The sequence below is a fragment of the Lacticaseibacillus hegangensis genome, from assembly GCF_003946465.1.
GTDB lineage: Bacteria > Bacillota > Bacilli > Lactobacillales > Lactobacillaceae > Lacticaseibacillus > Lacticaseibacillus hegangensis.
The window spans coordinates 1-16,708 of sequence record NZ_RHOL01000046.1 but is presented as its reverse complement, the minus strand read 5'-3'; the positions used below and the strand labels follow the sequence as shown (position 1 = coordinate 16,708).

Here is a 16,708-nt window from a genome sequence, read left to right as displayed (position 1 = left end):
TACCGATGCATGGCGTAACAGCCTAGACCACTATCAAGAATTCGTTATCATCGTTGCACTTGACTTGAAAATTGAGGACTTAATTAAAGTGTGTCGATAAAGGGGTGGATGGTTTGTTCGAAGATTATTTCTTTGATAAGCGGACAACGACCACTTATCAGGTCTTTCGACTAATGAAAGCCCACGCAACGACTAACTTCACCATTAACCGGCTGACTCAGGAATCCGGCCTCAGCTACTCGCAAACTTATAACGCCTATCAGGAAATCATGGCCGACGTTCAGGAAATGTACCCTGGCGAGCCGGTGGCTAACACCAGCGAGGGCTTCACGCAGGTCGCCGGGCCGCTCACGGTCGACGAGTACCGCTTCCACCTGTTGAACCAGTCAATGGCCTTTCGCTTTTTCGATTACGCCTTTCGCACCAGCTCCGCCAACGTGCACCAGTTTTGTGCGACCACGGCGACCAGCATCTCCACCCTGCGCCGGCGGATTGCCCCATTTCGGCGCTACATGCAGGGCAAAGAGATTCGCCTTGACGCCAGCACGTGGGCACCGGATGGTCCCGAAACCCAAATTCGGCTCTTGATTTTAACCTTTTACCTGCTCGCTTACCGAGGCGTGGGCTGGCCGTTTTCCGAGGCCGCCTTCAAGCAGGCCAAGGCCGCCTTTGATTTGCTGAATCAAAAACGGCGCGGCGGTCTTTATACGCCAACGGCCGTGCCGAACAAGCAAGACCTGATGATCCTGGCGATCCAGGCCATGCGGATCCGAAGCGGACACGTGGTTTCGCCAAGTGAGCAGCTGCCAGCCCTGTTTGCCCCCGATGACACCAGCCGCCAAGTGTACAGCACTGCACACTTCCCTGACCTCACTCCGGCAGCCCTGGAATGTGAGCGGAATCACTATGACCTTTGCCGAATGCATTACGTGTCGATGCGGGAGACGCTGACTGCGCAAGATAAAATTATTATGGAGCGGCTAGCCGTGCCAGACACGCCGGTGCACCGCTTTGCCCAGGGGTTGCTGGACTTCCTGCTGGCGGCCTGCGATCCGAGCACGCCCGAGGCCAGGCCTGAAAATCACGCTGTGCTGCTGGCCAACCTGCACCGCATCGCTTTTTCCTACCTGAACTTGCACGGCCGTTTTGCCACGCGGCTGGACTTTCTCAACCGTGATGCCAACGAGGTCAAAAAAGGCCGCCTGCCGGCACTGATCCGCGAGTACTTCGACCAGCTCCAGCCCGAGGCAGTCGGTGCGCTGGCCGAGTACTACAGCACCATGTACCTGCAACTCTACACCGTCATCGCGCCTGACTTTCCTGAGCTGAATGTTGACCACCAGCTCAAGGTGACCGTGATCGTGGATGAGGGCACCTTTATGAGCCGCGACCTGTTCACTTTTCTCAAGGGGCTGCACTATGTCAAGCTCATACCTCCGGATGCCCAAAAGCTGCCGGATGTCATCATCACGACCCTCAACACCAACGGCGTGCTGGACCGTTACTATTCCGCTGAGCGGCTGGCTCGCGTGCGGGTCATCAATTGGCAGCTGGCGCCGGAACAAGATGATTTCTACAACCTCATGAACACGTTGTACAAGGTGAGGCCGCAAATGTTGGCCGCAAGGGACTGATTTCAATCAGTCCTTTTTATTTGGCCGCGGGCGCAGGGCGATTTTGGCGATAACCAGGACCACCACGGCGACGAGCAGCGCGATCAGCACGACCACGTTGTTCAGCAAGTACCCGATAATGCCAAACGCCAGCAGTATCAGCAGCACGATTAAAAAGCCGTTCCCATTTAGTAAATTCATCTCGCACCCCTACCGGTGGACCGGCACTGCCCGGTACCCATTGAAATAGTTGACCGCCTCAAAAATGATCAGTGCGATCACCACCAGCACCGTTAACACGGTGTTCGAAATCGCTTTGAAGTACCACACCACCGCAATCAACACGACCAGGGCAATCATGTATGCGTAAACCAGGTTGCGATTGGGTTCGAGCACGAAGCTCGCGTCCGGCGACTGAAAATTCAGCTGATGCGTGCGCGAATAGTGCCCCACCTTGAACGTCACCGTATCGCCGCGGCGCACGGGCAGCGTCATCTCGGTGCCGGTCATCAGTTCCTGAACCTCGCCGTTGTGTGTGATGTAAGCGACCATTTTTCTTGAAGAATTTGATGCTAGTCTGATTTTCACGGTTGTTTCCTCCTGCAAGAATTATACCCGAGTTGGTGCACCCGTGCCATGTCCGCTATAATACGGGCAAAGGAAGTGCCACATGGAAAACACAGTGCAAGTCGGGACTCGCTTCCCGCTGACGATCAAGCGGCTGGACATTAACGGTCGCGGAATCGGTTACTACAAATGCAAAATCACTTTTGTCGAAGGCGCCCTGCCCGGCGAGGTCGTTGTGGCGCAAGTGAGCGCCGTCCACGACCGCTATCTGGAGGCCGTCACCCACCGGGTGAAAAAAGCCTCGCCCGACCGCGTGAAGCCCGAAGAGCCGCTGTACGGCCAGATTGGCGGCATCGAGCTCAACCACCTCGCCTACCCGGCCCAGCTGCAATTCAAGCGCGATGTTGTCGCCCAAAGCCTGGCCAAGTTTAAGCCGGCCGGCTGGCAGCATTACGACCTGCGCCCCACCATCGGCGCGGCCAACCCAACGCATTACCGCAACAAGGCGCAATTCCCTGTCCGGGTGATTGACGGCCACGTGCGCGCCGGCCTGTACGCGCCCCACTCGCATCACCTGGTGCCGCTGACCACTTTTCTGACCCAGCGGCCAAAGACCATGCAAGTGGTGACTGCCCTCTGCCAGCTGCTTGAGGATCTGGCCGTGCCGATTTACGACGAGCAAAAGCGCGCCGGCATTATTAAAACGCTGGTGGTGCGTGAATCCGCCGCCACCGGCGAGGTCCAGGTCACGTTCGTCACTAACTCCCCTAAGCTGCCGCACAAGGCGCAGCTTTTGGCGGACATCTCTGCCCAGCTGCCTGATGTGGTTTCAGTTTCGCAAAACATTAACCCGGGCGAGACCTCGCTGATCTGGGGCCCGGAGACGCAACTGCTGGCCGGTCAGCCGTACATCACAGAACAGCTGCTGGGCCACAATTTTGAGGTTTCACCGCAGGCCTTTTTGCAGCTAAACCCGGCGCAAACTGAGGTCTTGTACACTGAGGCGCTCAAGGCCTTGGATCTGCGGCCTGGCGCGAATCTGGTTGACGCCTACGCTGGCATCGGCACTATCGGCATCAGCCTGGCCCACGCGGCCGGGGAGGTGCGCGGCATGGAGATCATCCCCGCCGCCGTTGACGACGCCAACCGCAACGCCAAACTGAACGGCGTCACGAATGCCCACTACGAACTGGGCACCGCCGAGGACCTGTTCCCCCAGTGGCTCGCGCAGGGCTTTAAACCCGACGCCGTGATTGTCGATCCGCCTCGGTCTGGCCTCGAGCGGCCGTTCATCGACGCTTTGCTCCAGGCAAGGCCGCAGCAGTTCGTCTACATTTCCTGCAACCCGTCGACCCTAGCCCGCGACCTGGTGCCGCTGACCCGTGCCTACCAGGTCGACTACATTCAATCCGTCGACATGTTCCCGCAAACGGCGCGCTGCGAAGCCGTTGTCAAGTTCACGCGAAAGTAAGGAGGACCCTTCATGAAAATTTATTTTGCCAACGCCTTGTTCAGCGAGGCCGATTTTGCCTTTAACGCGCAGCTGGTGGCCAAACTCCGTCAGGCCGATCCCGACTTGGACATCTACCTGCCGCAGGAAAACGCCAGCATCAATGACAAGAACGCCTACGCGGATTCCAAAATGATCGCCCAGGCAGACACTGACAAAGTCCTGGCAGCCGACCTGATGATTGCAATCTTGGACGGCCCCACCATCGACGTCGGCGTGGCCACCGAAATTGGGGTCGCCTACGCCAAGCACATCCCCATTCTCGGCCTTTACACCGACTCGCGGCGGCTCGGTGCCACTAACCAGCAAAAGCTGGCCGCGCTCCAAGACGTCGCGGAAAACCAGTTCCATTACCTCAATCTTTACACCATCGGCCTGATCAAGCTGAATGGTGCGGTGTTCACCTCTACTGAAGCCCTCATCCAGGCCGTGCTCAAGCGCGCCCAGTAACCAAGCAGACCAAAAGAGGCTGCCCAGTCGCAATTGACTGGGCAGCCTCTTTTTACTTTTCTCTTACTGGTCAAAATGCGCCAGGAACTGCAGGGCAGCGGCGATGACTTGATCCATGTTGTAGTAGCGGTACATGCCAAGCCGCCCGCCAAAGGTGATCTGCGGGAAGTTTTCGGTGGCGTAGTTGCGATACTTCGTGAACAGGTGGTCGTTGTCCTGGTTGTTGACCGGGTAGTACGGCTCCACCCCGCGCGACCAGTTCTGCGGATACTCATGGGTGACCACGGTTTTACCCTTGTTCCCAGCGCCGAACTCGAACCACTTGTGCTCGATGATCCGCGTGAACTTGGTGTCACCGTCCGTATAGTTGATCACCGCGTTGCCCTGGTAGTTGTCCTGATCGAGGACCTGCGTGTCAAAGCGCAAGCTGCGGTACTCAAGCTCGCCGAAGCGGTAATCAAAGAACTCGTCGATCATCCCGGTGTAGATGATCCGGTCGAATTCTTTCAGGTAGGCTTCCTTGTTGGCCAGAAAATCGGTGTTGAGCTGGACTGTGACGTTCGGGTGGTCGAGCATTTTCTCGACAATCTGCGTGTAGCCGCCGATGGGAATGCCTTGATACGGGTCGTTGAAGTAGTTGTTGTCAAAGGTAAAGCGCACCGGCAGCCGGCGAATGATAAAGCTCGGCAGCGCCTTGGGATCGCGGCCCCACTGCTTGGCCGTGTAATCCTTGATCAGCTTCGTGTAAATGTCCGTGCCGACCAGCGAGATGGCCTGTTCTTCAAGGTTCTCAGGCTTTTTACCGTTTAGCACCGCGCGCTGCTCGGCGATTTTGGCCTGGGCCTGAGCTGGCGTGATCACGCCCCACATTTTGTTGAACGTGTTCATGTTAAATGGCAGGTTGTAAAGCTCACCCTTGTAGTTGGCGACGACCTCGTTCGTGTACCGATTGAAATCCGCGAACTGGTGCACATAATCCCAGACCTGCTTGCTGACCGTGTGGAAAATATGTGCGCCGTACTGGTGCACCTGAATGCCTTCGACTTCTTTGGTGTAAATGTTGCCGGCAATGTGGTCGCGCTTGTCGATCACCGTAATGTCATCGCCGCGCTTGGCCAACTCGTTGGCGCTGACGGCACCGAACAGCCCCGCCCCTACGATCAGAATCTTCATTTTTCCTCAACCACCTTCACGGTTACTATAACTACCAATATACCACAGTGCCCTGACCACCGGCCGGTCAGGAATGATCATGAAAAAGAGCTGGCAACAAACTGCCAGCTCTCAAAGAAGCCACTAAGTTACTTTTCCTCGTCGGCCAGGATCTGGCGGAACGGAATCAGGCTCTCGGCGTGATACTTCTTGACGAAGGCATCGACGGCCGCAGGGTCTTGCGTCTGCTTGTCCAGAACTAGCTGCTCAACAGGAATTGGCCGCAGGTCGGAGATCTTGACATCGATCACGACCGGCCCCTTGGCGTCCTTAGCCTTGGCAAAGGCCTCCTTCAGCTCGGCCAGCGTGTGCACCTCAAAGCCAGTGGCACCCAGCGCTGCGGCAGCAGTGCCGTAATCGGCATCGATCAAATCGACCCCGGAGTGCGGCTGCTTGGTGTCGTCCTGCTCGGCTTCGATGAAGCCCAGGGATTCGTTGGTCAGGACCACGTTGATGATCGGCATGTGGTACTTGACCTGCGTCAGAATGTCCTGCATGACCATCGCAAAGCCGCCGTCACCGGAAATCGACCAGACCTGGCGATCCGGGTATTCCGCCTTGGCGCCGATGGCTGCCGGCAGCGCGTAACCCATCGTCGCGTACCAGCCGCTGGTGGTGAAGCGCTGGTGCTTGTCGGTGTTCAAGTAGCGCATGCCGTTGATGGTGACATTGCCGACATCGACTTGGAAAATCGCGTCGTCGGTGGCCATGTCGTTGATCTGCTTGAAGACTGGCTCAACGCGCAGCGGCGTCTCATCGTCGTCTTCAAAGGACTTCATCCAGTCCGCCCAGTTCTGCTTGTTCTTCAGCGCGGCACGGTACCAGCCCGTCTCCGGCTGCTGATCGATGGCGTCGGTCAAAGCCACTGCCGTCTTTTTGGCATCGGCCAAGATGGCGACGTCAACATGGTGACGCCGGCCAAACTTGGCGCTGTCGATGTCGACCTGGATGTACTTGGCCTGAGGGCCGATGAAGAAACTCTGGAATGGCATGTCAGAACCCAGGAACAGCACTGCATCCGTGTTTGATGCAATTTCGATCCCTGGTTTTGAAGCCACGCGCCCGGCGGAACCCATGTTAGCCTTGTAAGAATCCGGGATGATGCCCTTGCCAAGTGCAGACGTCAGAATCGGTGCATTCAGCTTTTCGGACAAGGCAATGATCTCCTCGCGCGCACCGCGAGCGCCGTTGCCGACGTACAGCAACGGGTGCTTCGCCTCGGTCAAAAGCTTGGCCGCTGCGGCGATCTTTTCAGCGGGCGGCTCTGGCAGGAGCGGCTTCTGGTAGTCCGCTGCGCGAGAAACATAATTGTCCTCAATTTCCTGCCAGCCCAGGTCCTTTGGAATCGTGACGACTGCCACGCCGCTCTTGGCGTAGGCCTGCGCGATCGCGTCATCGATCACGGCGGGCAGCTGCTCGGCGGTCATCACGGTGCGGTTGTAGACAGAAACATCCGCAAACATCGGATTCTCGTTCATTTCCTGGAAGAAATTGGTGTTCATCGCACTCGTCGGCACCTGGCCAACCAGCGCGAGCACTGGCACATGATCCCACTGCGCGTCATACAACCCGTTCAGCAGGTGGACGGCCCCAGGGCCGGCTGAGCCAAAGGTCACACCAATCTTGCCGGTCACCTTGGCCTCACCAACTGCGGCCAGGGCGCCAACTTCTTCATGGCGTACCTGAATGTAGTTCAGCGTGTCCTTACGGTTGTAAATCGCGTTCATGGTCGAGTCAAAAGACCCACCAGGCAACCCGTAAATATTTTTGACGCCCCAACTTTCGATAACCTTCAGTCCAGCGTCCGCTGCATTGATTTTTGTCATGGTCTCGCCTCCAGAATTATTCTACTTACGTTTAATAAGTATTGACGTCTTTTAGTATACGCAAACAGCTTACCAAATACAAGCAAATTTAAATAAACACCGTTAGCCATACTTTAACACACGCTGTGGCCACGCTTACACCAAATCGCCTCGCCACTTTTTTGCCTGATCGCGCCGCAAAAAGCCGACCACCAGAAACGCTGATCGGCTTTGCTTGCTACCGGGCTTGGTACTGGCGCTCCTGGCCGGTCACGGCGGTCAGGACAAACGGGCCGGCGTAATAGTCGGGATTGGTTTGGTAATCCGCCTTTGCATACGGGACCGCGTCCTGAAAAACGCGCTCGTACTCGGCAATGCTTAAAGCGCGCCGGGCATTCAGTGCGCCAGCATGCGCGGCGCCGTGCAACTGTTTTTCGAACCCTTCGACGAGCACCGCCGAGAAGAACTCCCCGACCGCCCCGGAACCGTAAGAGAACAAGCCCAGCCGGTCGCCAGCGGCCAGGCTGCTGTCATTTTCCAAGAGCGACAGCAGCCCCAGGTACAGCGAGCCGGTGTAAAGGTTGCCAATGCGTCGACTGTATTGAATGCTGTGATCAAAATGCATGAGCAGGTCCTGCTGCTTGGCTGCATCTGCTTCCGGCAGCACCTGCCGCAGCGCCTTGAGCCCCATCTTGGTGTAAGGCAGGTGGAAGGTCAGCGCCTTGAAGTCAGCCAGACCTAAACCGGTGGCCTTTTTATAAGCGGCCCAAGCCAGCTGGAAGAAGCGCAGGTACTGCTCGGTGGAATACTTGCCGCGGGCCAGCGCCTGGTTCGTGTACACTGGCCGCCAGAAATCGCCAATGTCCTCAGCATGAACGGCGGAATCGTCGTTGATGACCAGCAGCCGTGGCGCCGCGCTGACCAGCATCGCGACAGCGCCGGCGCCTTGGGTGACCTCGCCGGCCGTATTCAGGCCGTAGCGCGCAATGTCGGCGGCGATCACCAGTGCCTGCTTGGTCGGATGCGCGGCAACGTAATCGCGCGCCATCATCAGCCCGGCGGTGCCGCCGTAGCACGCTTCCTTGATTTCTAGCACCCGCGCCGTCTGCGGCAGTCCGGTCAGCTTTTGAATGAAAAGCGCGCCGGCCTTGCTGGCGTCGACGCCGCTTTCGGTGCCCAGGACGATGAGGCCCAGGCGCTCCGCATCAATACTGGCCTGAATCTGCTGGACCGCCGCGGCGCCCATGGTGACGACGTCCTGGCTGGATGGGGGGACGGCCTGCTCGTCCTGGCCGATCCCGATCGTGTATTTATCCGGATCATCGCCGCGCACCTCAGCCAGCTGCCGTAAATCAATGTAAAAATCCGGGCTGTATAGCCCCATTTGATCGATTCCAATGTCCATTTACTGTTTCCCCCTGAGTTCGTTCAACAGTTGTCTGGCAGAAGCTAAGTCGCGCACCTTTGGCGTGAGTTTCGCCGCGACGGCTTCAATCTCGGTGCCGGTCGCGCCCGCCGCCATTGCCAGCGCCCGGGCCTGCAGCGCCATGTGACCGGCCTGAATCCCGGGGCCGGCCAAGGCGCGCAAGGCGGCCAGATTCTGCACCAGCCCCAGCGCGGCGAGACTCATCTGCAAGTTGGCGACAGTGTCAAAGCCGCCAAGGCGCAAGGCCGCTTGCGCCTTGGGCAACGCGCTGATGGCGCCACCCACCACCCCGACCGGCAAGGGCAGTTTGATTCGTCCGACCAACTGATCCCCTTCGAGCTGCCAAGTGCTGAGCGGTTGCCCTTTGCTGTAGGCACTGATCGCGGCGGCCACCGCGCGGGTGTCATTGCCGGTGGCGAGCACTGCGGCGTCAATCCCGTTCATGATGCCTTTGTTATGCGTCGCTACGCGCAACGGATCGCTTTGCGCCAAATCGCTCAGCGCCGCGATTTTTGCGGCAATGGCTGCGCCGTTCCCCGCTTTGGTCGCGATCGTCGCCGGCGAGAGCGTCACCTCGGCACGCACCAACTCGCTGCTGCCATTAGTCAAAATCGCCACCAGCGCAGGCTGATCGAGCAGCCCAGAAGCCGCAGTCGCCACCGCCTCGGCAATCGTGTTGGCCAAATTTGCCCCCATTGCCAGACTGGGATCGATGGTCAGCTGGATCACGAAAAACCGGCCGCGGCGAACACACGTCAATTCCTTGAGGCCACCGCCACGTTTCACTGCGGAAGGATGCGCTGTCTCAGCCACTGCAAACAGCAGCGCGCGGTGCTGCGCCATCACGCGTTCAGCGTCACCATCATTGGCCAGGCCGTCGAACACAACTTCGGCAGTCACCCGGTGCGGCTCAGCGCTGGCCTTCACCCCGCCGTTTAAATTGGCCAGGCGCGCACCGTTACTGGCGGCCGCGACGACGGACGGCTCTTCTGTCGCCATCGCGACCTGGCGCACCACCCCATTGACGGTCAGATTGCGTGCAACGCCGATCGGCAGCGCGTACTGGCCAATCTGGTTTTCACTGAGATTGGCTGCCACATCGGCGTGCAAGCCCGACTCAGCCAGGCACTCGGCGTCTAGTGCCGTCAGCGCGCCTTCCGCGATCAGCTGCGCTCGCCGCTCCTCTGGCGATTGTTCGTAAAACTTCGTCATGGCCGCGCCACCTGCATCGCCACACCGATACCGCCGCCAACGCATAGCGCCGCGACGCCGGAATGCTGATTCCGATTTTGCAGCGCGTAAAGCAGCGTGACCAGCACCCGCGCGCCGGAAGCGCCAAGCGGATGGCCGAGCGCCAGCGCACCGCCGTTCACGTTGAGCTTGGCCGGATCCAGCGCCAGCTCATTAGCCACAGCGATACTTTGCGCGGCAAACGCCTCGTTGACCTCGTACAGGTCGATCGCATCCAACTGGGCGCCAGTTCGCCTCAGCAGTTTTTCAATCACGCGCTTGGGCGCATAACCCATGAAATTCGGGTCAATGCCGCCTTCACTATAGCCGCTGATGGTCGCGAGGTATGAAATCCCCTCCCGGTCCGCCAGGTCCTTGCGCATCAAAATCAGCGCCGCGGCACCGTCGTTGATGCCGCTGGCGTTGCCGGCGGTGACTGTGCCCCCTTGCTTGAAGGCCGGCCGCAACTTGGCGAGCTTCTCCAGGCTGGTATCTGGGCGCGGCCCTTCGTCCTGGCTGACGACTACCTCACCGCGCTTGGTTTTCACCGTCACCGGCACGATTTCGTCGACAAACGCGCCAGTTTGCTGTGCCGCGACGGCCTTTTGGTGTGAGGCAAGGGCAAACTGATCCTGCGCCTCGCGGGTCACGTTGAACTGATCGGCGACATTCTCCGCCGTGATGCCCATCGGCAGCCCGGTGAAGGCATCGGTCAGGCCGTCGCGCATGACGCCGTCGACCAATTCGACGTTGCCCAGCGCATGGCCGGCGCGCATTTTCGTCGTGTAGTACGGCGTCTGGCTCATACTCTCCGTACCGCCAACCAGCACAACGTCCGCATCGCCAAGCAGAATCGCGCTTTGGCCAAGCCGCACCGCCTTCAGCCCCGACCCGCAGACCTCGTTGACCGTCATCGCCGAGCTCTCTGTCGTCATCCCCGCCTGCAGCGCGATCTGACGTGCCACGTTCTGGCCACTGTTGGCCTGCAGCACGTTGCCGAACACTGCCTGATCGATACGCTGCGGGTCGATGCCTGCGCGCGCAATGGCTGCCTTGGCCGCAACTGCGCCCAGCGCCACGGCCGATTCCTGCGCCAGCGCGCCATTCAACTTCCCGATCGGCGTGCGGGCTGCACTGACGATAACCACTTCTGTCATGAGATCGCTCCTTCGATTTTCGCTTGATAACAATTATACACGGCCGGCCGGATCGACAGCTTTGGCCTTAAGAAATCTTACAAAATGGCCGCCTTCAGGTAGAATGGAGAGGAAAAGGAGGTGGCGTTATGCGTGTGATCGATCTGCTGGCCTTGATGGCCGACCAAGATAAAAAAACGCCGGTCCAGTTGCGGGCCGACGGCGTTCAAAGCAATTTAGATAAAATCTTGACGGCGGACGTCAACGAGGAGCGCCAAGCGATCCTCGTGCCCAAGTCCTCAGGCCACCCGCGCCACCTGTGGGAGCTGGCCGTGCTGCTGGACCAGCCGGACCTGCGCACCCGCTACCTCTATGTCCAGGAAAAAACCGGCAAGCGCCCGCTGTTTGGGACCCAGCAAGTGGCCGGTGTGCTCGTCATCAACTGAGTCTTAGCTTGGCAGGCGACGCATCAGGCGCTTGAGGTGCGGCCGGTCGATCAACATCACGTCAAGCTGGTCGGCCAGCTCTTTGGCGGCGTCCGTGAAGTCAGAGTTCGTGATGACCGCAGCCTCATCGCACTCGTAAAAGCTGTGCCCGGAGTAGGCCTCCTGCACGGCTTTGTTGCCGACCTGGCCCTCGTACCGCTTGCACTGAAAGCCCACAGTTTTCTTTTTCTTCGTGCCGATAATGTCGATGCCCTGATCGCCCGAGGCCTTGGTGGTTTTTAGGCGCTTAAAGCCGTTGCGCCGCAGCAGGTAGACGCAGAAGCGTTCGAACTCCTCGCCGTCCATCTGGTCCACTTCCTCCATCTGCAGGTCGCGGAACTGGAAGTGGTGATGGTAGAGCATCAGCGCGTTGACCGCGACCCACGCCACGATAAAAATGAAGCTGGCCAAGTCGAAGTAGCCGCGCCACTGGGTCAGATACTTGCGCCCGAAGAATGCGTAGACCAGCGCCAGCGCGAAGCCGAGGGTCAGCAGCCAGTATAAGCGGTGGAAAAACGCGCGGAGGCCTTGAACAAGTCGTTTCAATGAAATCACCTTTCCTGAAGCACTCCCTCAATATTACCAGAAGACCTCGCCCGGCGCGGCGCAATTTTCATTGAAACTGCCTCAGCAGTCCGTTACCATTGAGGGATAGACGAAAGGAAGCGCTCTCTTGTGAAAATCTCCTCCAAAGTATTCTACCGACTAGGCTCGGAAAATGTCATGCAGTACTCACTGCAAAATGATCACCACATGACCCTGAATTTTCTGACCTTCGGCGCGCGGGTTCAGCAGATCCGCTTGCCCAACCGCGACCAGTTCGACCCCAACCTGACCATCGGCTTCATCACCTTCCAAGACTACGCGGAAGACCCGGGCCACTTCGGCGCTGTGATCGGTCCGGTGCAAGGCGAAAGTCCTGAGCTGCCGCCAGACTCTGGCCGCACCGGCTGGCAGAACTACAACTGGGACGCCGAAACCGAGCAGGAAGATGACCATGTGTCGGTCAAGTTCACCCTCGAGTTGGGCGACCATCAGGATGGCCTGCCTGGCAGCCGCCGCATCAGCATTGTCCACACGCTGGACAACCGCAACCGCTGGACCGTCGACTGGCACATCGAAACGGACACGCAGATCAAGATCCGTCCGCGACTGAACGTTGCTTTTGCGCTCACCGGCGATCCCGCCCAGAGCGTGATGGACCAGCACCTGCGCCTCGACGCGGAGCCCGTGCCGCTGCCCGAGCGCACCCTGACCGCCGAAGCGACGCAGGCATCGCTGACAGCCAAAGATTGGGCGCTGACCGTGTCCACCGAAGCCAAAGGCCTGACTGTCGACTCCTATGCCGACCTCAGCGCCGCGCACTACTTCAACGGCATCACCGGCGCCCCTCACGCCGCGGTCGCGATTTACCCGACCACCCCGCTGTTCACGCTGATGCCTGGCGCCGCGTTTGAGCGCCGTACCGTCTTCACGCTTCACGCGCTGGCTTAGGTGGTGAGTCAATGAGTCTGACGACCTCTGCTCTTCTTGCGCTGTTCTTGCTTCTTGTATTGACTGTCGCCACTGGTTGTCTAGTCAAAAGCCGTCCAATCCGGCGAGCCTTGGGCATAGTCACCGGGTTATTAGCCTTGGCACTAGTCGCCGTTTTGATTAAAAGTCTAATATAACCATACGAAAGGCTTTTGAAGCGCGTTGCGCCTCAAAAGCCTTTTTGTCGTCTAACGAATTTAGAACACACTAAGGACACCACCTCCTGCGAAATGGTGTCCCCTGCCACCAGGTTTAACCCTGGTGGCCTTTATTGCAGGGTTGCCCCTGCCTGCTATCCTCGCTGCGTCGCCGCTTTGAGTCGCTTTATTAAGTTAGGAAAGTGATAGCAGCATCCTGTCATGCGTCCTGGAAGGACCCTGCGCTTCTAACGCAGTCTTCATAGCCTAACAGATCTGAAGGCTCAGCATGCCTGGTCAACCCTAAAGTGCAGGTCGGATCGCCAGGGAGTTTCCGGGTAACTCTGACAAGGTTGTTCCTACCTCGCCCTCCCATCATCCGAAATCAGGATAGCATGATACTGTAACCGCTGTCAACAATTTTATTGTCAAAGTTTTGTAAATTATTTTGAGGAAAAATTCACAAGACTATTCGGCTTCATGACTTTATTATGGCAAGACAGGCGTTTTATATTTTGGACAAGATCACCCATGCAGATTGTTAAAATCATCTCAAGCATATTTTTTTCATTTTGATCGAACCGGGTGTACACTGGCGCCATCAAAATGAAGGAAGTGATCATGATGGCGGATGCAGGAGGCTATCTTCAAGTCGAAGGTTGGGTCATGAACGGGTTTAATCGGTACATGATTGACCCTGCTGGGGATACTGTGCGGCTGCCCTTGCTCGTGTTGTACGTCGATCAGTTCTGGACGCAGGGCGGTACCCCACTGACGCTGCCAAGCCAGCCCATCAGTGTCGAATTCACTGAGGCGCTCGCCAAGACCAAAACCGTTTGGAGCCTCGGCCAACGCGTCCGCTTAACGGGCCAAGTCGCGGCGATTCACGTCACACGTGCCTCGCAGCAACGGATCGTCCAACGAGTGCGGCAGCGCATCGCGACGCTTGACCGAAACCAACTTAAAAAATTTTGGACTGGCATGCTGAAACGCGATGAAAAGTTAGCCAAGGTGAAGGATCTTCGCAACCAGTATCTCGCGGGAAAAATTGGGCTTAACACGCTGCAAAACGAGGAGAACCGCATTTTTACCCACGAACGGCACGTTTGGCTCGAGGAGCTGGCAGTGGTCCATGACAAACAGCTTGCGATGCGGCGGCGGGCCGCAAAGGACTTACTGGCTCACAGCAAGACTGCCTATATCCTCAAAGATCCAACTCACATCATGCACACCGTGAGTGGCAGAAGTCATACCGAATGGCGGACCAGACCCAGCCGCTCACCTCGGGGCGGCGTCCAAAAAATATTTGTCGCGACCGCGCTCGATCCGCGCGTCGAGCGCAAAATGATCAAGAATCAATACCAGCGGGCAGAGCTGCTGGTGCCGCTGGAAAATTTCAGGGAATACTGGCTGAGAGTGGGGCGGCCGGTGGCACTGTTACCGGAGGCACCGCGCAGTTTAGAGGAGAAGCAGCAGGAGTGGCTGCAATATGAGGCAAGTAAAACACCCAACGTATGACCTATTACCCGCTCATCACTGATCGTTAACACGCAATAAAGCAAAAGAGAGTACCAGAATATCATTTAGATTTATGAGCTAACACGATTACGTTCAATCAAGCCACGCGCTAAGCCATTGAACATCAAGAATCAGACCAGAATGTAGGGTATAATGATAAGCGTTAAACGATTGTCTCACCACAATTCAGGAGGTCATCACGTGAATATCGCAGTCATCATCGCCGGGGGCTCAGGTCATCGCATGGGCCAAGAGATCCCAAAGCAATTCATTAACGTTTACGACAAACCGGTACTTATCTATACCTTAGAGAGCTTTCAGAAGCATCCACAAATTGATGCTATCGAAGTCGTATGCATTGACGGCTGGCAAAATGTCGTGCAAGCCTATGCTAAACAGTTCAACATCACCAAGTTGAAATGGATTGTCACCGGTGGCAATAGCGGCCAGGAGTCGATTCGCAATGGTGTATTCAATCTCGAGGATAAAGCCTCCGCAGAAGATACGATTATTATCCATGACGGCGTGCGGCCCCTCGTTGATGATGAAGTACTGACTGATGTCATCGTCAAATGCCAGCAATATGGCAACGCTGTGAGCTCAATGCCTTATAATGAACAAATTTTCGTAATCGCCAAGGATGACCCAAGTACAACGACTCAGTACATCCCCCGCGAGACTCTGCGGCGAGTATCAACGCCGCAAGCATACAAGTTCAAGACTTTGGACGAACGTTATCATGAGGCCTTTGAAAAGAACATCGGGATAGATGGCTCTAACTATACCAACACGATGATGGTTCAGCTGGGCGAAAAGTTGCACTTCGCAGCCGGTTCTGACATGAACATCAAATTGACCACCAAGGAGAACCTTGAGATGTTCAAGGCCTATTTGAACTTGGACAAAGATACCTGGTTGAAATAGGAGGCTCTTATGATTGACCACCCGCTTTACCGTCAGGACGTCCAGCAGGTTGCTGACATATCGTTACCGTGGGATAAATTGGCGAATAAATCGATTTTGATCACCGGCGCGAGCGGTATGATCGGCAGTTTCCTGGTCGATGTCCTGATGCAGAAAAACCGCCGTGCAGCTTTAAACCTCCATGTCTATGCGCTAGGTCGAAGTGAAGCCCACGCTAAGTCGAGTTTCGGAGCATACTGGGAGGAGCCACTGTTTACATTCATTAGCCATGACGTCAATCTGCCCATGATCGACCTGAACCTGGGTCAAATCGACTATGTTCTGCATTTGGCCAGCAACACTCATCCCCGGGCGTACGCGACCGATCCCATCGGCACAATCACAGCCAACATCATTGGGACGCAGAACATGCTGGAATTTGCGGTTACTCATCAGGCCGCTCGCTTTGCTTTCGCCTCTTCCAACGAGATTTATGGAGAAAACCGCGGCGACGTGGAGCTATTTGATGAGGATTACTGTGGGTACATTAACTCCAACACCCTGCGAGCCGGATATCCGGAAAGTAAACGCGCTGGTGAAGCCCTATGCCAGGCGTACAAGCAACAAAAAGGCCTCGACATCGTGGTGCCACGGTTGACCCGAAGCTACGGCCCGACCATGCGCGCGTCTGATTCTAAAGCGATCGCGCAATTTATTGAAAATGGACTAGCTAAACAAGACATTGTCCTCAAAAGTACAGGTACTCAAGACTACTCGTTCACCTATGTCGCTGATGCGGTTTCTGGACTGCTCACAGTACTGATAAAGGGTCAAAACGGTGAAGCTTACAATATTGCTGACCCGGCGTCTAATGTCACTCTCAAGCAGCTGGCCGAAACTATCGCCGCCCTTGCTGGAACCAAAGTCGTTTTTGACCTGCCTGATGAGACTGAAAAAGCGGGCTTCAGTAAGGCCACTAAGGCCCTGCTAAACCCGCGCAAGCTGGAACAGTTAGGCTGGCACGCACAAACTGATATTGCCCGCGGCCTCCGGCATACGCTTCAGATTATGGCAGATTTGTAGCCAACTGCCCTTCTTCATAAAATGGATCTAGAATTTTTGGTGTTGATACTAATAACGCCAGAGATTCTAGATCCATCTTTGTATAACAAAAGAACACCTA

The 16,708-nt window shown here is 56.9% G+C and carries 16 protein-coding genes; 8 read left to right on the top strand and 8 right to left on the bottom strand.

Annotated elements, in window-relative coordinates; genetic code table 11:
* Positions 1-113: 113 nt before the first annotated feature.
* On the top strand, positions 114-1,634 hold the full coding sequence (locus EKM86_RS11510; RefSeq protein ID WP_125758157.1) for a helix-turn-helix domain-containing protein: 1,521 nt from the start codon (positions 114-116) through the stop codon (positions 1,632-1,634).
* A gap of 6 nt (positions 1,635-1,640) precedes the next feature.
* Here EKM86_RS11510 and EKM86_RS12435 read toward each other — a convergent pair whose 3' ends face one another.
* Both EKM86_RS12435 and EKM86_RS11505 read right to left on the bottom strand, forming a co-directional pair.
* Complete coding sequence (locus tag EKM86_RS12435) at positions 1,641-1,814, bottom strand: hypothetical protein (protein ID WP_164506270.1); 174 nt, start codon at positions 1,812-1,814, stop codon at positions 1,641-1,643.
* A gap of 9 nt (positions 1,815-1,823) precedes the next feature.
* Positions 1,824-2,201: a hypothetical protein gene (locus tag EKM86_RS11505; RefSeq protein ID WP_125758155.1), complete on the bottom strand. Its 378-nt coding sequence runs from the start codon at positions 2,199-2,201 to the stop codon at positions 1,824-1,826.
* Between the two features lie 82 nt (positions 2,202-2,283).
* Between EKM86_RS11505 and rlmD the strand changes: the two genes are divergently transcribed.
* Together rlmD and EKM86_RS11495 are read left to right on the top strand one after the other, a co-directional pair.
* On the top strand, positions 2,284-3,651 hold the full coding sequence (rlmD, locus tag EKM86_RS11500; RefSeq protein ID WP_125758153.1) for a 23S rRNA (uracil(1939)-C(5))-methyltransferase RlmD: 1,368 nt from the start codon (positions 2,284-2,286) through the stop codon (positions 3,649-3,651).
* Between the two features lie 12 nt (positions 3,652-3,663).
* Entirely contained in the window at positions 3,664-4,140 is a 477-nt protein-coding gene (locus EKM86_RS11495; protein ID WP_125758151.1) for a nucleoside 2-deoxyribosyltransferase, read from the top strand.
* 63 nt (positions 4,141-4,203) lie between these two features.
* On the opposite strand, the gene glf is transcribed toward EKM86_RS11495, so the two are convergent.
* The 5 genes from glf to EKM86_RS11470 all read right to left on the bottom strand — a co-directional run bounded on the left by glf (position 4,204) and on the right by EKM86_RS11470 (position 10,970).
* Complete coding sequence (gene glf / locus EKM86_RS11490; RefSeq protein ID WP_125758149.1) at positions 4,204-5,313, bottom strand: UDP-galactopyranose mutase; 1,110 nt, start codon at positions 5,311-5,313, stop codon at positions 4,204-4,206.
* 128 nt (positions 5,314-5,441) lie between these two features.
* The gene (gene spxB, locus EKM86_RS11485; protein ID WP_125758147.1) at positions 5,442-7,178 is read right to left on the bottom strand and encodes a pyruvate oxidase; all 1,737 of its coding nucleotides are present in this window, start codon (positions 7,176-7,178) and stop codon (positions 5,442-5,444) included.
* Between the two features lie 217 nt (positions 7,179-7,395).
* Positions 7,396-8,562, bottom strand: a complete 1,167-nt coding sequence (locus EKM86_RS11480; RefSeq protein WP_125758145.1) for a hydroxymethylglutaryl-CoA synthase — start codon at positions 8,560-8,562, stop codon at positions 7,396-7,398.
* Positions 8,563-9,795, bottom strand: coding sequence for a hydroxymethylglutaryl-CoA reductase, degradative (locus EKM86_RS11475; RefSeq protein WP_125758143.1), 1,233 nt, complete (start codon positions 9,793-9,795; stop codon positions 8,563-8,565).
* Complete coding sequence (locus tag EKM86_RS11470) at positions 9,792-10,970, bottom strand: acetyl-CoA C-acetyltransferase (RefSeq protein ID WP_125758141.1); 1,179 nt, start codon at positions 10,968-10,970, stop codon at positions 9,792-9,794. Before EKM86_RS11470 ends, EKM86_RS11475 begins: the two co-directional genes overlap by 4 nt.
* A 128-nt stretch (positions 10,971-11,098) precedes the next feature.
* On the opposite strand from EKM86_RS11470, the gene EKM86_RS11465 reads away from it, so the two are divergent.
* Positions 11,099-11,395 carry a hypothetical protein gene (locus EKM86_RS11465; RefSeq protein WP_125758139.1) on the top strand — a complete coding sequence of 99 codons (297 nt, stop codon included), beginning with the start codon at positions 11,099-11,101 and terminating at the stop codon, positions 11,393-11,395.
* Between the two features lie 3 nt (positions 11,396-11,398).
* Here EKM86_RS11465 and EKM86_RS11460 read toward each other — a convergent pair whose 3' ends face one another.
* On the bottom strand, positions 11,399-11,980 hold the full coding sequence (locus tag EKM86_RS11460; protein WP_379909336.1) for a restriction endonuclease: 582 nt from the start codon (positions 11,978-11,980) through the stop codon (positions 11,399-11,401).
* Positions 11,981-12,109: 129 nt separating this feature from the next.
* Here EKM86_RS11460 and EKM86_RS11455 point away from each other — a divergent pair, with 129 nt between their 5' ends.
* The 4 genes from EKM86_RS11455 (at position 12,110) to EKM86_RS11440 (ending at position 16,608) form a co-directional block, all read left to right on the top strand.
* Entirely contained in the window at positions 12,110-12,928 is an 819-nt protein-coding gene (locus tag EKM86_RS11455) for an aldose epimerase family protein (RefSeq protein ID WP_125758137.1), read from the top strand.
* 782 nt (positions 12,929-13,710) lie between these two features.
* Complete coding sequence (locus tag EKM86_RS11450; RefSeq protein ID WP_125758135.1) at positions 13,711-14,622, top strand: hypothetical protein; 912 nt, start codon at positions 13,711-13,713, stop codon at positions 14,620-14,622.
* Positions 14,623-14,823: 201 nt separating this feature from the next.
* Positions 14,824-15,546, top strand: a complete 723-nt coding sequence (locus EKM86_RS11445; protein WP_191988019.1) for an IspD/TarI family cytidylyltransferase — start codon at positions 14,824-14,826, stop codon at positions 15,544-15,546.
* A 9-nt stretch (positions 15,547-15,555) separates the two neighbouring features.
* On the top strand, positions 15,556-16,608 hold the full coding sequence (locus EKM86_RS11440) for an NAD-dependent epimerase/dehydratase family protein (protein ID WP_125758131.1): 1,053 nt from the start codon (positions 15,556-15,558) through the stop codon (positions 16,606-16,608).
* Positions 16,609-16,708 lie beyond the last annotated feature (100 nt).